18 protein-coding genes and 4 tRNA genes are annotated in these 18,302 nt (G+C 72.8%); 11 read left to right on the plus strand and 11 right to left on the minus strand.

The features are described 5' to 3' along the window. The first annotated feature begins 3 nt into the window (after positions 1-3). The 4 genes from ACILQ5_RS06840 to ACILQ5_RS06855 all read left to right on the plus strand — a co-directional run bounded on the left by ACILQ5_RS06840 (position 4) and on the right by ACILQ5_RS06855 (position 5,540). A complete protein-coding gene (locus tag ACILQ5_RS06840) occupies positions 4-1,062 on the plus strand; it encodes an LLM class flavin-dependent oxidoreductase (RefSeq protein WP_395657231.1) in 1,059 nt (352 codons plus the stop codon). Positions 1,063-1,175: 113 nt separating this feature from the next. Beyond that, complete coding sequence (locus ACILQ5_RS06845; protein WP_395657232.1) at positions 1,176-1,556, plus strand: hypothetical protein; 381 nt, start codon at positions 1,176-1,178, stop codon at positions 1,554-1,556. Positions 1,557-2,196: 640 nt separating this feature from the next. Next, positions 2,197-3,849, plus strand: coding sequence for a glycoside hydrolase family 44 protein (locus tag ACILQ5_RS06850; RefSeq protein ID WP_395657233.1), 1,653 nt, complete (start codon positions 2,197-2,199; stop codon positions 3,847-3,849). Between the two features lie 86 nt (positions 3,850-3,935). Beyond that, entirely contained in the window at positions 3,936-5,540 is a 1,605-nt protein-coding gene (locus ACILQ5_RS06855; RefSeq protein ID WP_395657234.1) for an alpha/beta hydrolase, read from the plus strand. 283 nt (positions 5,541-5,823) lie between these two features. Here ACILQ5_RS06855 and ACILQ5_RS06860 read toward each other — a convergent pair whose 3' ends face one another. Beyond that, positions 5,824-6,663: a transglycosylase family protein gene (locus ACILQ5_RS06860; RefSeq protein WP_395657235.1), complete on the minus strand. Its 840-nt coding sequence runs from the start codon at positions 6,661-6,663 to the stop codon at positions 5,824-5,826. Positions 6,664-6,875: 212 nt separating this feature from the next. Here ACILQ5_RS06860 and ACILQ5_RS06865 point away from each other — a divergent pair, with 212 nt between their 5' ends. Beyond that, complete coding sequence (locus ACILQ5_RS06865) at positions 6,876-8,105, plus strand: IS256 family transposase (RefSeq protein ID WP_395657236.1); 1,230 nt, start codon at positions 6,876-6,878, stop codon at positions 8,103-8,105. 373 nt (positions 8,106-8,478) lie between these two features. Beyond that, positions 8,479-9,330 (plus strand): hypothetical protein, encoded by an 852-nt coding sequence (locus tag ACILQ5_RS06870; RefSeq protein WP_395657237.1) that lies wholly within the window; start codon positions 8,479-8,481, stop codon positions 9,328-9,330. Between the two features lie 60 nt (positions 9,331-9,390). On the opposite strand, the gene ACILQ5_RS06875 is transcribed toward ACILQ5_RS06870, so the two are convergent. Next, positions 9,391-9,464, minus strand: a tRNA-Phe gene (locus ACILQ5_RS06875). Between the two features lie 114 nt (positions 9,465-9,578). Here ACILQ5_RS06875 and ACILQ5_RS06880 point away from each other — a divergent pair. Both ACILQ5_RS06880 and ACILQ5_RS06885 read left to right on the plus strand, forming a co-directional pair. Next, positions 9,579-9,651: transfer RNA gene (locus ACILQ5_RS06880), tRNA-Glu, on the plus strand. Positions 9,652-9,674: 23 nt separating this feature from the next. After that, positions 9,675-9,757 (plus strand) — tRNA-Glu (locus tag ACILQ5_RS06885). Positions 9,758-9,858: 101 nt separating this feature from the next. On the opposite strand, the gene ACILQ5_RS06890 is transcribed toward ACILQ5_RS06885, so the two are convergent. The 5 genes from ACILQ5_RS06890 to ACILQ5_RS06910 all read right to left on the minus strand — a co-directional run bounded on the left by ACILQ5_RS06890 (position 9,859) and on the right by ACILQ5_RS06910 (position 14,250). Further along, positions 9,859-10,344: an Hsp20/alpha crystallin family protein gene (locus ACILQ5_RS06890; RefSeq protein WP_395657238.1), complete on the minus strand. Its 486-nt coding sequence runs from the start codon at positions 10,342-10,344 to the stop codon at positions 9,859-9,861. Positions 10,345-10,591: 247 nt separating this feature from the next. Beyond that, positions 10,592-11,434 carry an ABC transporter permease subunit gene (locus tag ACILQ5_RS06895; RefSeq protein ID WP_395657239.1) on the minus strand — a complete coding sequence of 281 codons (843 nt, stop codon included), beginning with the start codon at positions 11,432-11,434 and terminating at the stop codon, positions 10,592-10,594. Further along, positions 11,431-12,342, minus strand: a complete 912-nt coding sequence (locus tag ACILQ5_RS06900) for an ABC transporter ATP-binding protein (protein ID WP_395657240.1) — start codon at positions 12,340-12,342, stop codon at positions 11,431-11,433. The genes ACILQ5_RS06895 and ACILQ5_RS06900 overlap by 4 nt, the downstream gene beginning before the upstream one ends. Before the next feature lie 100 nt (positions 12,343-12,442). Then, the gene (locus ACILQ5_RS06905; RefSeq protein WP_395657241.1) at positions 12,443-13,087 is read right to left on the minus strand and encodes a response regulator; all 645 of its coding nucleotides are present in this window, start codon (positions 13,085-13,087) and stop codon (positions 12,443-12,445) included. Next, positions 13,084-14,250, minus strand: a complete 1,167-nt coding sequence (locus tag ACILQ5_RS06910) for a sensor histidine kinase (RefSeq protein ID WP_395657242.1) — start codon at positions 14,248-14,250, stop codon at positions 13,084-13,086. Before ACILQ5_RS06910 ends, ACILQ5_RS06905 begins: the two co-directional genes overlap by 4 nt. Positions 14,251-14,387: 137 nt before the next feature. On the opposite strand from ACILQ5_RS06910, the gene ACILQ5_RS06915 reads away from it, so the two are divergent. Then, positions 14,388-14,464: transfer RNA gene (locus ACILQ5_RS06915), tRNA-Asp, on the plus strand. Positions 14,465-14,528: 64 nt separating this feature from the next. On the opposite strand, the gene ACILQ5_RS06920 is transcribed toward ACILQ5_RS06915, so the two are convergent. Further along, positions 14,529-14,990, minus strand: a complete 462-nt coding sequence (locus tag ACILQ5_RS06920) for a MarR family winged helix-turn-helix transcriptional regulator (protein ID WP_395657243.1) — start codon at positions 14,988-14,990, stop codon at positions 14,529-14,531. Between the two features lie 35 nt (positions 14,991-15,025). Here ACILQ5_RS06920 and ACILQ5_RS06925 point away from each other — a divergent pair, with 35 nt between their 5' ends. Continuing rightward, on the plus strand, positions 15,026-15,838 hold the full coding sequence (locus tag ACILQ5_RS06925) for an alpha/beta hydrolase family protein (RefSeq protein WP_395657244.1): 813 nt from the start codon (positions 15,026-15,028) through the stop codon (positions 15,836-15,838). Between the two features lie 31 nt (positions 15,839-15,869). Continuing rightward, on the plus strand, positions 15,870-16,223 hold the full coding sequence (locus ACILQ5_RS06930; protein ID WP_395657245.1) for a metallopeptidase family protein: 354 nt from the start codon (positions 15,870-15,872) through the stop codon (positions 16,221-16,223). 139 nt (positions 16,224-16,362) lie between these two features. On the opposite strand, the gene ACILQ5_RS06935 is transcribed toward ACILQ5_RS06930, so the two are convergent. From ACILQ5_RS06935 to ACILQ5_RS06945, 3 genes are read right to left on the minus strand one after another with little or no spacing between them, the layout of a single operon-like run. Further along, complete coding sequence (locus ACILQ5_RS06935; protein ID WP_395657246.1) at positions 16,363-16,698, minus strand: fluoride efflux transporter FluC; 336 nt, start codon at positions 16,696-16,698, stop codon at positions 16,363-16,365. A gap of 7 nt (positions 16,699-16,705) precedes the next feature. Continuing rightward, entirely contained in the window at positions 16,706-17,125 is a 420-nt protein-coding gene (locus ACILQ5_RS06940; protein ID WP_395657247.1) for a fluoride efflux transporter FluC, read from the minus strand. Positions 17,126-17,138: 13 nt separating this feature from the next. Then, the gene (locus ACILQ5_RS06945) at positions 17,139-17,999 is read right to left on the minus strand and encodes an ATP-binding protein (protein ID WP_395657248.1); all 861 of its coding nucleotides are present in this window, start codon (positions 17,997-17,999) and stop codon (positions 17,139-17,141) included. Positions 18,000-18,302: the final 303 nt, after the last annotated feature.

Consider the following 18,302-nt stretch of genomic DNA (forward strand, 5'->3'; position numbering starts at 1 on the left):
CTAGTGGACCTCACGATGCTCGGCACCCCGCAGGACCCGAGCCTGGGCCTGGACACCTTCGGCGACGTCGCGCTCGGCCCCGACGGCGAGCCGCTGAGCCAGGCCGAGGCGATCCGCCAGGTGGTGGCGGAGGCCGAGCTGGCCGACGCCGTCGGCCTCGACTTCTTCGGCGTCGGCGAGCACCACCGGCCCGACTTCTCCGTGAGCGCCCCCGACGTCGTGCTGGCCGCGATCGCGGGACGGACCCGTCGGATCCGGCTGGGGACGTCGGTGACGGTGCTCAGCTCCGACGACCCGATCCGGGTCTACGAGCGGTTCGCGACGCTGGACGCGGTCTCGGACGGCCGGGCCGAGGTCACCCTCGGCCGCGGGTCGTTCACCGAGTCGTTCCCGCTGTTCGGGCTCTCCCTCGACGACTACGAGCGGCTGTTCTCGGAGAAGCTCGACCTGTTCGCCGCGCTGCTGGCCGAGGAGCCGGTGACCTGGGAGGGGACGGTCCGCCCGCCGCTCGAGGGTGTCGAGGTCTGGCCGCGCACCGCCGCCGGCCTGCCGGCCTGGGTGGGCGTCGGGGGCACGCCGGAGTCGGTGGTCCGGGCGGCGTCGTACGGGCTGCCGCTCGTGGTGGCCGTCATCGGCGGCTCGCCCGAGCAGTTCGTCCCCCTTGTCGAGCTCTACCACCGCGCGCTGGAGCACTACGGCCACGGCACGCTGCCGGTGTCGATGCACAGCCCCGGACACGTCGCGGCCACCGACGAGCTGGCGCGCGAGCAGATGTACCCGCACCAGGCGGCCGCGTTCACCAAGATCGGCCAGGAGCGCGGGTGGGGGCCCTACACCCGGATCCAGTTCGAGCAGAGCGCGAGCCCCACCGGGTCGCTGTTCGTCGGCTCGCCCGAGACCGTCGCGCAGAAGATCGCCTGGGCGGTGCGCACCCTCGGCCTGTCCCGCTTCCAGCTCAAGTACGCCGTCGGCACGCTGCCCCACGAGGAGCGGCTCGAGTCGATCCGGCTCTACGGCACCGTGGTCGCCCCCCGGGTCCGGGAGCTGCTCGCGGAGGGCTGACGCGTCGGCGTTACAGCGCGCGGGCCGGGTCGCGGGCCGGGCGTCGGGCGGCCCTCCACACCCCCCCGAAGGGAGGGTTGACGGGCCGCGGGGCGGACGGGGAGCGTGCCTCCATGCGTGATCCGCACGAGAACGTGGCGACCGTCCTGGTCGACCCGGCCGTGCTGCACGAGCTCGAGGTGCACCTGATGACCCTCGACCTGCGGCTGTGGCCGGTGGCGACGGCGCCGATCTGCGTCGACGGTCCGCGGCGCGCGTTCCAGATCCGCCACCGGATGCTCCAGGCCCGCCGCGGCGCGTGGGACGACGCCGCGACCTGGACGCCGGTGTGGATCTCCTTCGGCGAGAGCTGGTACACCGGCGACGACCCGCTCCCGTGGTCGGCCCACCAGGTGCTGTGGCGCACCCTCGAGCAGTACGCCGAGCACGTCCGCTACCGGCTCGGTCTCGGCGGCGTGCCGCCGCTGCGGGTCCCGCGCGAGCGGACCGCCTGACCACCGGTCTGGTCAACCGCGTGACCACCTCCCCGACAGGGCATGACCTCGGGGCCGCCGAACCGGTGCATCACCTCGGTCGCGACCGACCCGAGGGACGACCGGACCGTGTTCGTGACACTCGGCGGTGACACCCGCCGCTGGGTGCTGCCGGACGCGCCGGCGAGCTGGGACGCGCTCCGCAAGGGCCAGCGCTGGTCGGGACCGACGTCGGCGCCTTCGCGTCCGGGATGCACGGGACGACGCAGCGCGGGCCGGCGTTCGCCCGCCTCGCCGGTCTGCCGGCTGCGCCGGTCGCGAGCGTCGCGCTCAAGCGCGACATATCCGAACGTGGCGGTGCTCGGGCTTCGGTCGGGTCCCGGTCACGGCGCGGGCACCACCGACGCCCCGGCCGGCCAGGCGTGACGTCCGGACGCACCCGGCTGGTCGGCGTAGGAGGTCGACTGCCTCTCGCCCGACGGGCCGGTCCAGGTGGTTCCGGTTCGCCTCCGACGAGGTGTGCTCCAACCTCGGCGGTCCGCTGTGCTCGTCGGCCGACGGCTGGGACGGGGTGCGCGTGGACGACGTCCGGCTCGGAACAGCCGGCTGACCGTGCCGCGATCACCTAGAGTGCTCGCACCACCTGTGCGAGGACCCTGGGATGAGGAAGAGCGTCTGCGTTGCGGCCGTCGCCGGCCTCGTGTCCGGCGTGCTGCTGGCCGGTCCTGCGCACGGGGCGGTGCCCGCCGACCCCGCCCGGGTCTCCGGTGGTCCGGTCCTGACCGTCGACGTCAAAGCCGGCCGGCACTCGATCTCGCCGGACATCTACGGCGTGAACTTCGCCGACGAGGCGTTCGCGACCTCCGTCGGCCTCCCGGTCGACCGCTGGGGAGGCGACGCCACCGAGACCTACAACTGGAAGGTCCGCGGAGCGAACCAGGGTGCCAACTGGTACTTCGAGAACTTCCCGGACTGCTGGACCGTGGACTTCGGCTACTGCGAGACGGGCCGCGACTACAGCGCGTTCGACGACCTCGTCGAGACGGACGCCCGGACGGGTGCCACGACCCTGGCGACGCTGCCCGCGGCCGGTTGGGTCGCGAAGTCCGTCGCGTACGACCAGGACCAGCTGTGCAGCTACCCCGCCGCCGTCTTCGACCCGCAGGACGACCACGACCCTTACCACCCGGTGTGTGGCAACGGGGAGCGCAACGGCCACTGGATCACCTCTCCCGCGGTCGACCCGACCCGCGCCGGTACGCCGGCGGGCGCTGCCTGGGACGGTGACTGGGTCGCCGACCTGGTGTCGCGCTACGGGTCGGCGGCCGCCGGCGGGGTGGGCCTCTACGAGATCGGCAACGAGCCGGGGCTCTGGAACAGCACGCACCGCGACTTCCACCCCGACCCGGTCGACTACGACGAGCTGTGGTCGACGTCCAGGGCGATCGCGTCCGCGGTGAAGGCGGCTGACCCCACGGCCGGTGTCCTCGGGCCCTCCGAGTGGGGCTGGCCGAACTACTTCTGCTCGGCCGCCGACCTCGCAGCCGGCGGCTGCTCGCCCTCGTCCCCGGACCGGGCCGCCCACGGTGGCACCGACATCTCCTCCTGGTACCTCCAGCAGTTCGCGCGCCGCGAGCAGCAGACCGGCGTCCGGCTCCTCGACTACTTCGACCTGCACTACTACCCGCAGGGCGGCTACTCGCCGACCACCGACGTGACCCGTTCGCTGTGGGACCCGACCTACCGCGACCCGTCGTGGATCGGTGAGCGGATCCGGCTGCTGCCGCGGATGCAGGCCTGGGTCGACGGCAGCTACCCCGGCACCAAGACGTCGCTGACCGAGTACAACATGAGCCTGGGCGTCACCGACGACGTCCGGCTGCAGAACGTGATCCAGGCCGACACGCTCGGCATCTTCGGCCGCGAGGGGCTCGACCTGGCCACCTTCTGGCCCGAGGAGCGTTCCGGGATCCCGGAGGCGGCCTTCGGCATCTTCCGCAACTACGACGGGCTGCACCACGGGTTCGGCAACCGCGGGGTGAGAGCCACCAGCGCCGACGCCGGCCGGGTCTCGGTGTTCGCAGCCCGGCGCGGGGGCGCCGGACCGTTGACGGTCGTCGTCGTCAACAAGTCCACGACGGCGTTGACCAGCCGGCTGTCGCTCGAGCACTTCCCGCACGCCCGAGCCGCCCAGGCCTACCAGTACGCCGGTGCGGGCATCGTCGCGCTCGGCAAGGTCGCCGTCGGCCGGAGCGGTTTCACCGGGACCTACCCCGGCCAGTCGGTCACGCTGGTCGAGATCCGCCCGCGCTGAGGTGCTTCCCTCCGGCCGCCGGAGATGGTTGGTTGTCCCGGGGCCCGTTCCGGGCCACGTCCACTCACATCTCGGGAGGATCCTCGATGAGGAAGCTCGTCAGCGCGGTCGCGTCAGCGGCCCTGCTCTCCGCGGGGCTGGCCGCGGTCGCGACCGCCGGCGGTGCGACCGCCGCTCCGGCGCGCACCGCGCCCGCCCCCGCGCACCGCGGCTACACGCCGCCGCCCATCCACTGGGGCACCTGCGCCTCGTCGTCGCTGCAGTCGGCCGGCGCGAAGTGCGGCATGGTCACGGTGCCGCTCGACTACGCCAAGCCCGGCGGCACCAAGATCAAGCTGGCCGTGTCGCGCATCAAGCACGACCCGAGCGTGAGGTCCCAGGGCGTCATGCTGGTCAACCCCGGCGGGCCGGGCGGCTCCGGGCTCGGTCTGGCGCGGCTCGGTGCCTACGTCCCGAACGGTGGCGGGGCGCCGTACGACTGGATCGGCTTCGACCCGCGTGGCGTCGGCAGCAGCCAGCCGTCGCTGAGCTGTGACGAGGACTTCTTCGCGGCGGGCCGGCCGTCCTACGTGCCGACGACGCCGCAGCTCGAGGACTACTGGCAGGACAAGGCCGTCGGCTACTCGGTCGCCTGCAAGGAGGCGAACCTCAAGCTCCTCAAGCACACCGACACCCGCACCTGGGTGCAGGACATGGAGAGCATCCGCAAGGCGCTGCACCAGCAGAAGATCAACTACTACGGCTTCTCCTACGGCACCTACCTCGGCCAGGTCTACGCGACCCAGCACCCCGACCGGGTGCGCCGCTTCGTCTTCGACGGCGTCGTGAACCCGAAGGACGTCTGGTACGCCGCCAACCTCGAGCAGGACAAGCAGTTCGACACCAACATCGACACCTACTTCGACTGGATCGCCGCGCACGACGACACCTACGGCCTCGGGACCGACGGTGACGCCGTCCGGCAGATCTACTACGACACGCTGCAGGACCTGAGCGACCACCCGCAGGCGCACTTCGGTGCGGCGGACTGGAACGACGTCTTCGTCAGCGCGGCGTACTACGTCTACGGCTGGGACGACCTCGCGCACGTCCTCGTGGCCGCCGCCGACGGTGACCTCGGCCCGGCCAAGGAGTGGTACGGCGACCCGACCGGCCCCGGCTCGGACAACACCTACGCCAACTACCTGGCGGTGCAGTGCGCCGACGCCCCGTGGCCGGAGGACTGGAGTACCTGGCAGCAGGACAACGACGCGCTCTACGCCGAGCACCCGTTCCTGACCTGGAACAACGCCTGGTACAACGCGCCGTGCCGCACCTGGCCGGCTCGGTCGGGCACGCCGGTCAAGGTCAACGGCGCCAAGGTCCCGCCGATCCTGCTGATCGAGGAGACCGACGACGCCGCGACCCCGTGGGCCGGCGCCCTCGAGGTCCGCAAGCGGTTCACCAGGTCGGTGCTCATCGAGGGCGTCGACGGGACGACGCACGCCGGGTCGCTCTCGGGCGTCGGCTGCACCGACAACCGGATCGCGCGCTACCTCAAGACCGGCGCCCTGCCGGACCGGAAGCCCGGCAACGGCCACTCGGACGTGCAGTGCGCACCGGTCTCGCCGCCGGCGCCGAGCGCGGCCGGCACCCGGACGACGCCGCGCGAGCGGCTGCTCACCCCGGCGCGACCGGTGGTGCTGCACTGACGGGCTCCGCCTGAGCGGGTCGTGTGCCTCACCACGCGTCATGGCGCGTCCTCAGGCACACGACCCGGCGGAGTCCACCTCGGCCCGCGACGGCGAACGCCCGACCCTGACGGGTCGGGCGTTCGTCGTACGAGCGGGGCGGCGCGGGGTCGGGCGGCGCCGGGTCAGCGTCCGTTTCCGTTCAATTGCTGGGAAAAGTACGTGTTACCCGCGCGTAGACGGTCCCTGATCGTTCAATTGCGCGGAAACGGACCGCGCAGGGATGCGACCACCAGGAACTACCTCACAGGAAGCGGCCGCAGTAGGGCCACGGCGACCGGCCGCTGCGCGAGTAGAGGATCTGCGCGCGGTGCGTCTGCTCCGCGGGCGAGGCCTGGTTCGGCATGCCGTGCCCACCGACGCTGCGCCAGGTGCCGATGCTGAACTGGTAGAGGCCGTAGTAGCCGGCCGGGTTCACGGCGTGCGGGTTGCCGCCGGACTCGCAGCGCGCGAGCGCGGCCCAGTTGAGGTTCCCGCCGGGGGCCGCCTTGACGCCGAGCAGCACGCGGCGCGGCGCCGGCGCCCGGAGGACCCGGTGCGAGCGGTCGGTGTCCACGTGCTCGCCGTTGCGGGTCCAGCGCACGATCTTGGCCTGGCGGACGCCGGGGCGGCCCGGGGCGACGACCTTGCGCTGGCCCGGCTTGAGCTTCGTGGTCTTGTGCACGACGGTGCCCTGCTTGATCGGCGTGCGCTTGAACGTCACGTCGCGGCCGATCCGAACGAGCTTGACGGTGTCGTCGGCGTGCAGGTCCTTGTTGCCCTCGGCGTGGATCACGCGGCCGTCGCGCATCAGCAGGATGCGGTCGAACTTGGTCCGCTCGACGCCGGCGTCGGCGAGCACGCCGACGGGGCGGGCCGCGTCGCTGACGACGGTCTGCGCGGGGTTGTCGGCCACGCGGACGGTGACCTCGACGGCCTTCCGGGGAGCGGTCCCGTCGGCGGCCGTGGCGGGTGCCGCAGCGATCGCGACGGCGGAGGCGACCGCGACGGTGACGGCGGCGGCCCGGGTCGGCGCCGACGAGCGGCGGTGGTGGTGGTCAGGGGTGGTGCTCGGGGTGGTGCGGAAGAGATGTCGCACTCGCATGCGGCGAAGACCTCACTCGGTGTCGGGTGCCCGGGCGCGGTGTTGCGACCAGGTTCGGCAGGAGCGGACCGTGCGGTCCGGAGTGGTGCTCCGTAGGCGTCCCAGGGAGTGGTGGGGTTTGAGGTTCACCGGCGAGGCGTGCTGACGTAGGCGGCCACCGGCGGGATCTTCGGTGTGAAACGACCAAGCAACACACTGAAGGAGATCCACCGATGGCCTTGCCCCAGTCTGCCCTGTCTGAGTTGCTCGAGGCGTTCCGTGCCGGTGACGGCGTGGATCTGATCCGTGAATCGGTCCGCGTCGCGCTGCAGGAGCTGATCGAAGCCGAAGCGACCGAGAGGATCGGCGCAGCACCGTACGAACGCACCCCGGATCGGGTCACCGACCGCAACGGACACCGGCCTCGGATGCTGTCGACCAAGGCCGGTGATGTCGAGCTACGGATCCCCAAGCTCCGCAAGGGGTCGTTCTTCCCGGTCATCCTGGAACCGCGGCGCCGCATCGACCAGGCGCTGTACGCGGTGGTGATGGAGGCCTACGTCCACGGTGTCTCGACCCGCGCCGTGGACGAGCTGGTCGAAGCCATGGGCGTCGACGCCGGGATCAGCAAGTCCGAGGTGTCCCGGATCTGCGCCGGCCTCGACGAACAGGTGGGCGCGTTCCGCACCCGGTCCCTGGAGCACACCGAGTTCCCTTACGTCTACCTCGACGCGACCTACCTCAACGTCCGCAATGCCACCGGCCAAGTGGTGTCCATGGCCGTGGTCGTGGCCACCGGGATCGCTGCCGACGGCTCCCGCGAGGTCCTCGGACTCGACGTCGGCGACAGCGAGGACGAGACCTTCTGGCGCGGCTTCCTGGTCGCGCTCAAGCAGCGCGGCCTGCACGGCGTGCGGCTAGTGATCTCAGACCAGCACTCCGGGCTGGTCAAGGCACTCAAGCGGTCCTTCCAGGGCGCCGGACACCAGCGGTGCCGGGTCCACTTCGCCCGCAACCTGCTCGCGCACGTGCCCAAGTCCCACACCGACATGGTCGCGGCGGTGTTCCGCACGGTCTTCGCCCAGCCCGACGCCGAGGCCGTCAGCACCGCGTGGGACGAGGTCCGCGACCAGCTCGCCAAGTCGTTCCCCAAGATCGGGCCGCTGATGGACGACGCCAAGGCCGAGGTACTCGCGTTCACCGCGTTCCCGCGGGCGCACTGGCAGAAGATCTGGTCCACCAACCCGCTCGAACGGGTCAACAAGGAGATCAAGCGCCGCGCCCGCGTGGTCGGGATCTTCCCCAACCCCGCCGCCGTCATCAGGCTCGTCGGAGCCGTGCTGGCAGACATGCACGACGAATGGCAAGCCGGTGACCGCCGCTACCTATCCGAGGGATCCATGGCGCTGCTCTACCCCGACAGCGATACTGGACACATCGCCGCCATCGAGGCCGGCGAGTAGGCACCGAGGATCACCTCAAAGCCCACCACCCCGCGGGGCTCTGTCGGTGCTCCTGCGCGGGACTGCGAGGAAGAGGGGTCCGACTGCGCCACCCGAGGGCTGTGCTCACGACCCGTGGTCGTGCCACCCGAGCAGCGCCTGGATCGGCCGGACAATGCGCTTGCGGACAACGTTGTCCACGTCCCGCGCGCGGCCACCCTAATCACAGCCGCGGACGCGTCCGCAAATCCTCGGGCGGAGGCCGGGCCCTCCGCCACGGGGCGTCGTGGTGGGGCTCACAGCGGGTCCCGGTCGCCTGATCCGGCCGGCTCCGTTGACGGAGTCCCCGCCTGCCCCCAGGCTGGTGGTGGCTGTCGAGCGAAGGGTCCGCGACATGACAGATCACCAGGTCACCGCCGAGGTCGAGCAGATCGATCCGCTCGAGGAGCCCGCAGCCTACGGAGGGGAGCGCCTCCTGGCCGACCTCCTGGCCCTGGGGCCGGACGAGGGTCACGGGCCCGAGATCGGGCCCGATCTCGTCGAGGCCCTGCGCCGCGACGACTTCGCGGCCGCCGCGCCGAGGCTGCGGGACCTCCGGGACTGGTTCGGCAAGAGCGCCGACCGGTACGACGTCCTCGACTCCGGTGTCGTCGGCACCGACGTCCCGGCGCTGACCGCCTCGGCGGCCGACGTGCCCGGGCTCGAGCTGGTCGCGAGCCAGGAGGTCTCGCACGCGAGCGGCGGCGAGGTCTCGTTGAAGGTCGGGGGCAGCGGTGTCGGCGCCAGCGCGAAGGTCACCATCTCGGAGTCGTTGAAGCTCACGTGCAGCCCCGGCGAGGTGCTCGTCGCCAGCGTCAGCCTCCCGATCCGCTGGGAGCGTCGTGCGACGCCCGGCAACGCGGACGACAACTGGATCCACACCGAGATCGGCGACGTGAGCGGCCCGCTCCCGATCCGGTTCCGGCGGCTCGACGTACCGCTCGAGGCGCGTGCCCTGAGCTCCCTCGTCGTGGACAACCGCGCCGGCGGGTCGAAGCCGGCGGAGATCGCGAAGTCGTTCGCCCTCGAGGCAGGAGCCGACTTCACGATCGGGCTCAAGGTCGACGCCATCGGCCTGGACGCGAGCCTGAAGGTGTCGGCCGAGGTGTCCACCACGACCACGCTCGAGGCGACCCTCCCCGTCGGTCACCGGTACGAGGTGTCGTGGCTGGGGGGCCCGTGGGGAATGCGGGTCGCCGAGGCCTGATCGCCCGGACGCCGATGCACGACGCCCCCGTCGGTCTCCCGGCGGGGGCGTCGCGGCTCGTGGGCAGGGGCGGGGTCGAACCGCCGACCTTCCACTTTTCAGGCGGACGCTCGTACCAACTGAGCTACCTGCCCGAGCGACGGACACCCTACAGGAGCCCGCCGGGGCCGACGAAAACGGTGCCGCCGTCCGTGGCAGCGGCTTTGGAGCGCCCCGCGCGGGGACCCTATGCTTCTCCCTGCAGTCCGGCCCCCATCGTCTAGCGGCCCAGGACCCCGCCCTTTCACGGCGGTAGCACGGGTTCGAATCCCGTTGGGGGTGCTCGATCCTCGCGGGTGGGGGCGGCCCCCATCGTCTAGCGGCGGGCCACCAGGGACCCCGCCCTTTCACGGCGGTAGCACGGGTTCGAATCCCGTTGGGGGTGCCAGCCAGCCACCCACGCCGGTCCCGAGGTGGGGGCAGCGCCTCGGCCGTGACCGGTCGGCCACGGCCGAGGCTCCCGGGACAGCTGGTCGGTCGCGGGCGGGCTCAGCCGCGGGCGACCGGGATCTTCCTCGGCTCGACCGGGACGGCCTTCCCGGGCGCGGGGGTCCGCACCTCGAGGATCCCGTCCTTGTACGACGCGGTCACGTCGGCCTCGGTCGTGCCCTCGGGCAGCCGGACGTGGCGGACCAGCCGGCCGTACCGGAACTCGCTGTGGTAGCCGTCCGGGCGCTCGTCCTCGGTCCGCTCCTCCCGTTCGGCGCTCAGGTGCAGCATGCCGTCGGCGACCGTGATCTCGACGTCCTTCTCGGGGTCGAGGCCGGGCAGCTCCGCGCGGATCACGCAGCTGTCGCCGTCGATGAACTCCTCCAGCCGCATCACCGGGCCCGCCACGTCGGCGACCCGGTCGAGGAGCCCCTCGACACCGAAGAAGTTGCGGAAGATGTCGCGGAAGGCCGTGTCGACCACGTCCTGGCTCCACATGGTCTCCAGGGGCCACGCGGTGCGTGGCTCGCGCTTGATCAGACTCATGGATCGTTCCCTCCTTCTCGTCCTGGTCCTCAGGATCGTTCGTCGGCCGGGAACCGCAGCGCCCTCCACCGAGGACCGCAGACGGTCCCTCAGCCGTGGCGATCCCATCGTGCTCCGGGCGACTGCGGGCCGCCAGAGTCCTGAGGCCCGGCGGGCTGAGGCAGGACGACCCGGGCCGGTCGGAACGACGACCCCGCCGCTCGTCCCTTCGCGAGGGACCGGGCGACGGGGTCGCGGGGAGGGCGGGTTACTTCACCTCGGACCGCATGACCCGGCGCAGTCCGTAGATGCCGGGCAGCACCAGCCAGAGCGTCACGGCGGTGGCGACGTGCGCCCACTGGGCGCCGGTCTCCATGCCCTCGAAGAGGTAGCTCTGCGCGTACGGCAGGTCCACCCAGGGCTGGAGGTCGTGGTACCAGCCCTGGCTGGCGGCCAGCAGCGACGACAGGTTGGGGACGAGCAGGACCAGCACGAAGTAGACGACCAGTCCGCCGGCCGAGCTGCGCAGCACCATCCCGATCACCGTGCCGATCGACAGCGAGATCAGGTTGCCCAGCACGATCGTCAGGGCGTGCCCCAGCGAGAGGTCCCAGACCGTCGGCACGTCGGCGACCCGGCTGCCGACGACGTTCCCGACGACGCCGACGGCGAACGCGAACAGCATCGAGGCGATCGCCACGGTGACCGACGACAGCGTCTTGGCCCCGACCACCCGCCGCCGGCTGGCGACGTAGGTGAACGTGGTCAGCCCGCTGCGCTGGCTCCACTCGCTGGTGATCGACAGCAGCGCGACCATCGGCAGGATGACCGTGATCGGGAAGCCGATCGCCTTGGCGAAGGTGTAGTAGGTGAGCTGGTCGTCCGGCGCGAACGCGATGGTCGCGATCGTCGCGACCAGGCCGGTGATGCCGATGCTGGCGATCAGCCAGAAGCCGGACCGGGTGTCGAACATCTTGCGGAGCTCGACCCGGACCACCCGCCCGAGCGGGATCGGCGCGATCGGCGGCAGGTCGGTACGCCGGCCGGTGCGGACCCGCGCGGCGGGGGTCCGGCCGGGGGTGGTGCTGGGTGTGGTGGTCGTGGCGCTCATGCCGCTGTCCTCTCGGGCTGGGAGTCTCGTTGGGTGTCGGCGGTGAGCGCGAGGAACATCTCCTCGAGCCCGCCGCTGTCGGCGGTGCGGAGCTCGGTGAGCGCCACCCCGCCCTCGTGCGCGGCGCGCCCGACCTCGGCGGGGTCCGCCTCGGTGCGCAGCGAGCCGTCGTCCGAGGTGGTCGTCGCGATGCCGGCCGCCGCCAGCGCCCGGCGGAGCCCGGCCGGGTCCGCCGACCGGACCACGGTGCCCGCGGCCTGGAGCAGCTCGGCCTTGGAGCCCTGGCAGACGATCCGGCCCTGGCCGATCATCACGATGTCGTCGGCGACGATCTCGACCTCGGCGAGCAGGTGCGACGACAGCAGCACGGTGCCGCCGTGGTCGGCGTAGTCGCGGAGCAGGTCGCGCATCCACCGGATGCCGGCCGGGTCGAGTCCGTTGGCCGGCTCGTCCAGGATCAGCACCGACGGGTCGCCGACGAGGGCGGCCGCGATGCCGAGGCGCTGGCGCATGCCGAGCGAGTAGCTGCCCACCCGCCGGTCCGCCTCGGTCGGCGTCAGGCTGACGAGGTCCAGCAGCTCGGCGACCCGGGTGGCCGGGATGCCCATGGTCCGCTGGGCGATGGTCAGGATCTCGCGACCGGTGCGCCCGGCGTGCTGGGCGGAGGCGTCGAGCATCACGCCGACCTCGCGCCCGGGGTTGGGCAGGTCGGCGAACTGCCGGCCGGCGATGGTCGCGGTCCCCTCCGTGGGTGTGGTGAGGCCGACCATCATCCGCATGGACGTGGACTTCCCGGCGCCGTTGGGGCCGAGGAAGCCGGTCACCCGCCCGGGTCGGGCGGTGAAGCTGATGTCGTGGACGACGGTGGTGCCGCCGTACTTCTTGGTCAGGGAGTCGATGGTGATCATGGCGTCGACGCTAGGGACGGCGAGGGGGTCGCCGCGTCGTCGCGAGGTCGCTCGTCGAGCGGCACCTTGGGTGCCGTCCGGGTCCTCCGAAGGTCGGAGGTCAGGACTCGAAGAGGCCGGTCTGGTAGGCCAGCACGATCGCCTGGGCGCGGTCGCGCAGGTCCAGCTTCTGGAGCAGCCGGGTGACGTGGGTCTTCACCGTGGTGTCGCTGATGAACAGCTCGCGGCCGATCTCGGCGTTGGAGTAGCCCTTCGTGATCAGCCGGAAGACGTCCATCTCCCGGTCGGTCAGCGTCTCGACCGCCTTCGGCGGCGCCTGGTGGACGCGGGTGAACTGCTGGATCACCCGGCGGGTGACCGCCGGGGAGAGCAGCGCGTCACCGCCGGCGATGGTGCGCACCGCGGCGATGAGCTGCTCGGGCGGCTCGTCCTTGAGGACGAAGCCGCTGGCCCCGGCCCGGAGCGCGCGGTAGACGTACTCGTCGAGGTCGAACGTGGTCAGGATCAGGACCCGGCTCGCGGGGTCGGCCGCGAGGATGCGCCGGGTCGCCTCGAGCCCGTCGAGCTCGGGCATCCGGATGTCCATCAGGACCACGTCGGGGTGGCAGCGGGCGGCCTCGGCGACCGCCTCGAGGCCGTTGCCGGCCTCGGCGACGACCTCGATGTCCGGCTCGTCGGCGAGCAGCAGCCGGAAGCCGGCCCGCACCATCGCCTGGTCGTCGACGACCAGCACCCGGATCGTCATCGGTGCTCCCCGTCGAGCGGGATGGTCGCCCGGAGCACGAACCCGCCCGAGGTGGCGACGAACGTCGACATGTCCCCGCCGTAGGTCTTCACCCGCTCCCCGATGCCGATCAGCCCGTGCCCCGACCCGGCGACCCGCCGGACGCCGCCCGGACCGTCGTCGCGGACCTCGAGCCGGAGCTCGTCGGGCGCGTAGTCGACGGTGACGTCGGCGCGCCGGGCGCCGGAGTGCTTGAGGGCGTTGGTGAGCCCCTCCTGCACGATCCGGTACGCCGACAGGTCGAGCGACCGCGGCAGGGGGACCGGCTCGCCGCCGGTGTGGAGGCGCACGTCGAGCCCCGCCGCCCGGACGTCGCCGGCCAGGGTCTCGAGGTCCTCGAGGCCGGGGTGCGGGGTGAGCTCGAGCGCGTCGTCCCCCTCGCGCAGGGCACCGAGCAGCCGGCGCATCTCGGCGAGGGCCGACCGGCCGGCCCGCTCGACGTTCTGCAGCGCCTCGACCTCCTCGGAGCCGGCCGGCAGCCGGTGCCGGACCGCACCGACCTGGAGGACCATCACGCTGACCGCGTGGGCGACGACGTCGTGCAGCTCGCGGGCCATCCGGGCCCGCTCCTCGGCCACGGCCAGGCGGGCGGCCGACTCGCGCTCCCGCTCGGCCCGCAGCGCCCGCTCCTCGGCGGCCTCGGCCTGCTGGTCGCGCTCCCGGAGGGCGAAGCCGACGACCCAGCCGACGACGAAGATGAGCGGGGTGAAGAAGAGGTCGGCCGGGTCGTGGTTCGGGACGTCGTAGACCACGGTCACCGAGCAGGCCACGACGATGAGGAGGCCCGCCCGGGACTGGACGGGGCTCCGGAGCCGGCCGAGCAGCACGGCGGCGAAGAGGCCGGCGACGAAGATCCCTGCCTGGCTGGAGATGAGCTGGCCGTCGACCAGGCTCGCGGCGGCGCAGCCGATCCAGAGGACGGCCGGCGCGAGGAACGGGAACCGGCGGCGCGCCAGCAGGACGAGCACCAGGCCGGTGATGAGCAGGACCTCGAGCGAGAGCAGGGCACCGTCGGGGCGGTCGGCGTCCGTGCGCAGCGCCGCGCCGATCCCGCTCTCCAGGGCGGCCACGACGATGAGGACGTCGAGGCCCCACGCGGTCGCGAACCGCCACACTCGGTCCATGCGGTCAAGGTACGACAGCCGGACCGACCCCGGCGTCGTACCAAAGGAGGACCCCCGGCCCGGCCCGCCCGGTGCCGATTGGGACTCCGCGACGGGTGTGGGTTAGAGTTCCACCGCTTCCGCAAGGAGAGCATCCTGGCCCCGTAGCGCAGTTGGTTAGCGCGCCGCCCTGTCACGGCGGAGGCCGCGGGTTCGAGTCCCGTCGGGGTCGCCAGCAGACGCCCCCGGACCACTGGTCCGGGGGCGTCTCGCATGTCCGGGGGCCTCCGGCGGGCCGGTCAGGCCAGGGCGGCGACGGTCCGCGCGGCGGCGGCGTCCACCTCCTGCAGCACGGCGCGGACCTCCGCGTTGGGCAGCGGCAGCTCGACCTCGAGGGCACGCAGCATCCGCCGGAACCCGAGCCGGCCTGCGGCCAGCGTCGTCCGTCCCTCCGCGGTCAGCTCCAGGCGTGCGGACCGCCCGTCGTCGGGGTTCGGCGTGCGGCGCGCGTGCCCCCGCCGCTCCAGCGCGGCCAGGTGCCCGGTCAGGGTCGAGGGCGTGACGCCGAGCCGGGCGCCGAGCTCACGCGGAGTCATCGCGGCGATGCCGAGCTGGCTGTAGACGGCGTACTCGGCCGGGCGCACGCCGGTGCCGGCCAGCGCCAGCTCCATGAGCTCCCCGATCCGCTGCTGGAGCACGAACAGGTCGAGCACCACGTTGCCGTCGCGGGCGCCGACCTGCCGGTCCGAGGGAATCACCATGGGCAGATAATACGAGTTCGTACTATCGTCGGCGCATGAGACCCGCCGTCACGCTGCTCCTGCTCCTCCTCCTGGCCGCCTGCGGCACCGGGAGCGACGAACCCGACGCGGCCGCGCCGTCCACGGGGTCGTCCACGGCGAGCAGCTCGCCGTCGGTCCCGCCCTCGCCGACCGAGGAGCCGTGGCAGACGCTCGACGGGCCGCTCGGCCGGTGCGGCCCGCAGCCCCCCGACCTGTCCGACACCCGGCTCCGGTACGCCGTGCTGCGCGACCCGGCGGTCGGGCGGATCCCGTCGGTCACCCTCGGCTCGGGCCGCACGGTCGCCGTGCTGCTGCACCAGACCGACGGCAACGGGCTGTGCGGGTGGCTGGACCCCGCGACCCGGCTGGTCGCCGGGGCCGGGATCACCGCGCTGGCGGTCGACCTGTGCCAGTACGGCGACGCCGCCTGTCGTCCGGACCGGACCGAGACGGACGCGGTCGCCGTGGCCGTGCGGCACGCACGTGAGCAGCTGCACGCCCGGCGGGTCGTGCTCGTCGGCGCGTCGATGGGCGGCTCGGTCGCCCTGATGTCGGCGGCCCGCCTGGACGGCGTGGACGCGGCCGTCGACCTCTCGGGTCCGGTCGAGTGGCCGGGCCTGGAGGCGGTGCGCGGCGGCCGCGCACTGCGGGTGCCGGTGCTCGTCGCGATGGCGCACGACGAGGGGCCCGAGGAGGTCCGCGGCGCCCGCTCGATCGCCGCGCACGCACCCGCGGGCAGCGTGTTCGTGCCGGCCCCGGTCGGCCACGGCTACGACCTGGTGGACCCGCTCGGCGAGCAGGTGCGCGACTTCGTCGCCGGGCGCTGAACCGCTACCCGGGACTCGGCACAATGGGTCCGTGCCCGTCGAGATGGACCCCGTGGCGTTCGACGCCATGGTCGAGCGCGCGCTCGACGGCATCCCCGACGAGCTCGCCCGGCTGGTGCGCAACGTGGTCGTCCTGATCGAGGACGAGGCACCCGAGGACGATCCCGACCTGCTCGGCCTCTACGACGGCATCGCGCTCACCGAGCGCTGGGGCGACCCGATGATGGAGCTGCCCGACCGGATCTTCGTGTTCCGCAACAACCTGCTCGACATGTGCGACTCGGTCGAGGAGCTGGAGGAGGAGGTCCGGATCACCGTCGTCCACGAGATCGCCCACCACTTCGGGATCGACGACGACCGGCTGCACGACCTCGGCTACGCCTAGCTGCTCCGGCACCGGGGTCGTCGTCGCCCGCCTCCGGGTCGGGCTGGGCTGGGCTGGCGGGATGGCTACGGACGTTCTGGTCGTTCCGCAGGCCGTCGAACCGCCATCTCGTCCGTAGCTGTCGGCCGGCGAGGACCCCCTACGCCACCCAGAAGCCCAGCGCGCACGCCCCGAGCGCCAGCACGATCGTGCTGACGGCGTACGCCGCACCGGTCCGCGGCCCGAGGTCGTGGGTCTGGACCGCGAAGGCGGAGTAGGTCGTGAACCCGCCGCAGAAGCCGGTGCCGAGCAGCGCGGCCGCGTGGTCGGAGAGCGCGAGGGCCGAGAACAGGCCGAGCAGGAACGAGCCGACGACGTTCACCGCGAGGGTGCCGACGGGGAACCTGTCCGTGACCCGGCCGTCGAACGAGCTGGCGACGACGTACCGCAGCGGCGCGCCGACGGCGGCGCCCAGGACGACCAGGAGGGCGGTCACGGGGTGCTCACTCGTCGCCGCCCTCGGCGGAGAAGGCGGAGCGCTCCACGGCTGTCGACCAGTGGTCGGCGACGGCGACGGCGACCAGGCAGGCCGCGAGGGTGCCGAGGAGGTAGACGAGCGCCACCCCGGTGCGGCCGGCGTCGAGGAGCGCCCGTGCCTGCTCGGAGTACGCCGAGAGGGTGGTGAAGCCGCCCAGCACGCCCGGCCCCAGCGCGACCGCGACCACCCGGTGCCGGCGGGCGACCGCGAGGGCGGGCAGCAGCGCCAGCAGGAACGACCCGACCACGTTGATCGCGAAGGTCGCCCAGGGGAAGCCGTCGGCCTCGGCCGGCCACGCCTCGGTCAGGGCCCACCGCGCCAGGGCCCCCACGGCACCGCCGGCCGCGACCGCGAGGACCAGCCGCGGCGCGAGCGCCGGCGTCACCTCGCCGGTGTCGTCACGAGACGCTGCTCTGCGACCGGGACACGGCCGCATCCTGCCACGGCAGCGGCGCCTCGCCGGCCTGCTGCCGCACGAACTCGCCGAGGAACCACCGCTGGAACCGCTGCTGCTCGGGCGTCCGGGCCAGGGACAGCAGCCGCTCCTCGCGGCAGAAGGCGTCGGCGAGGTCGAGCATCTCGATGAACCGCCGGATGGTCGCGGCGGTCGGCCGCGGCATCGCGACCAGCAGGTCGGCGCTCGCCGCGCCGGAGTGCAGGGCCCGCTCGATCTGGTCGGCGCCGAGGCCCTCGCGCAGGTGGTGGTCGAGGTCGCCGAAGAGGGCGGCGAGGTCGCGCGCCAGGGGGTACTCCACCTCGTGGGCGAGGGCGAGCAGCCGCACCTCGCGGCGCAGCTCGCGGTAGTGCCGCTGGAACTCGACGTAGGAGCGCAGCGGCACCTCGAGGAGCTCGACGTGCATCTCGTCCGGCGCCGGCTCGGAGGGGGGCGGCGGCGGTTCGCCGGTGACGACCCCGGGGACCATGTGCTCGCCGCTGTGCGCCGCGGGCACGAACCAGACCACCTTGCCGTCGTCCTCGACCGCGACCCCCCAGGCCGCCGAGCAGCGGGCGACGATGCTCAGACCCCGACCGAAGGTGAGCAGCAGGTCGTCCTCGTCGTGGGTCGCGTCCTCGGGCATGACCGGCAGCTCCGTCGAGCCGTCGCGGACCTCGACGCGGGGGTGCTCCCGGGTGCCGCGGACCCGCACCGTGAGCGGCGGGGAGCCGTGCAGGAGCGCGTTGGTCACCAGCTCGGAGACGCCCAGCTCGGCGCACTCGACCAGGTCGGGCCGACCGATGTCGTGACAGGTGTCGACCACCCAGCGGCGTGCATCCTGCACCCCGCGAGGACCCGAGCCCAAGGACAGGGCTGGCCTGTTCAGTGGCACAAAGAGTCTCCGGTTGACGGCGGTCGTGACCGATGGCGAACGGCCACGCCATCGACGGCTCGTGTACCCGGGCGAAATCGGCGCGAAACCTCGGGTTGGGAGCGTGTCCGCGGTGGTCCAGCCGGGTCTTGCGCCGGGGCGGTCGAGCTCTCCGTTCGGGGAGCCAGGCCGGCGCCCCGACTGTGACCGAGGTGACCCTCACGATTGCGTCCGTGCGGGGTCGCGGCGGAAGAA

Source organism: Nocardioides sp. (assembly GCF_044226305.1).
GTDB lineage: Bacteria > Actinomycetota > Actinomycetes > Propionibacteriales > Nocardioidaceae > Nocardioides.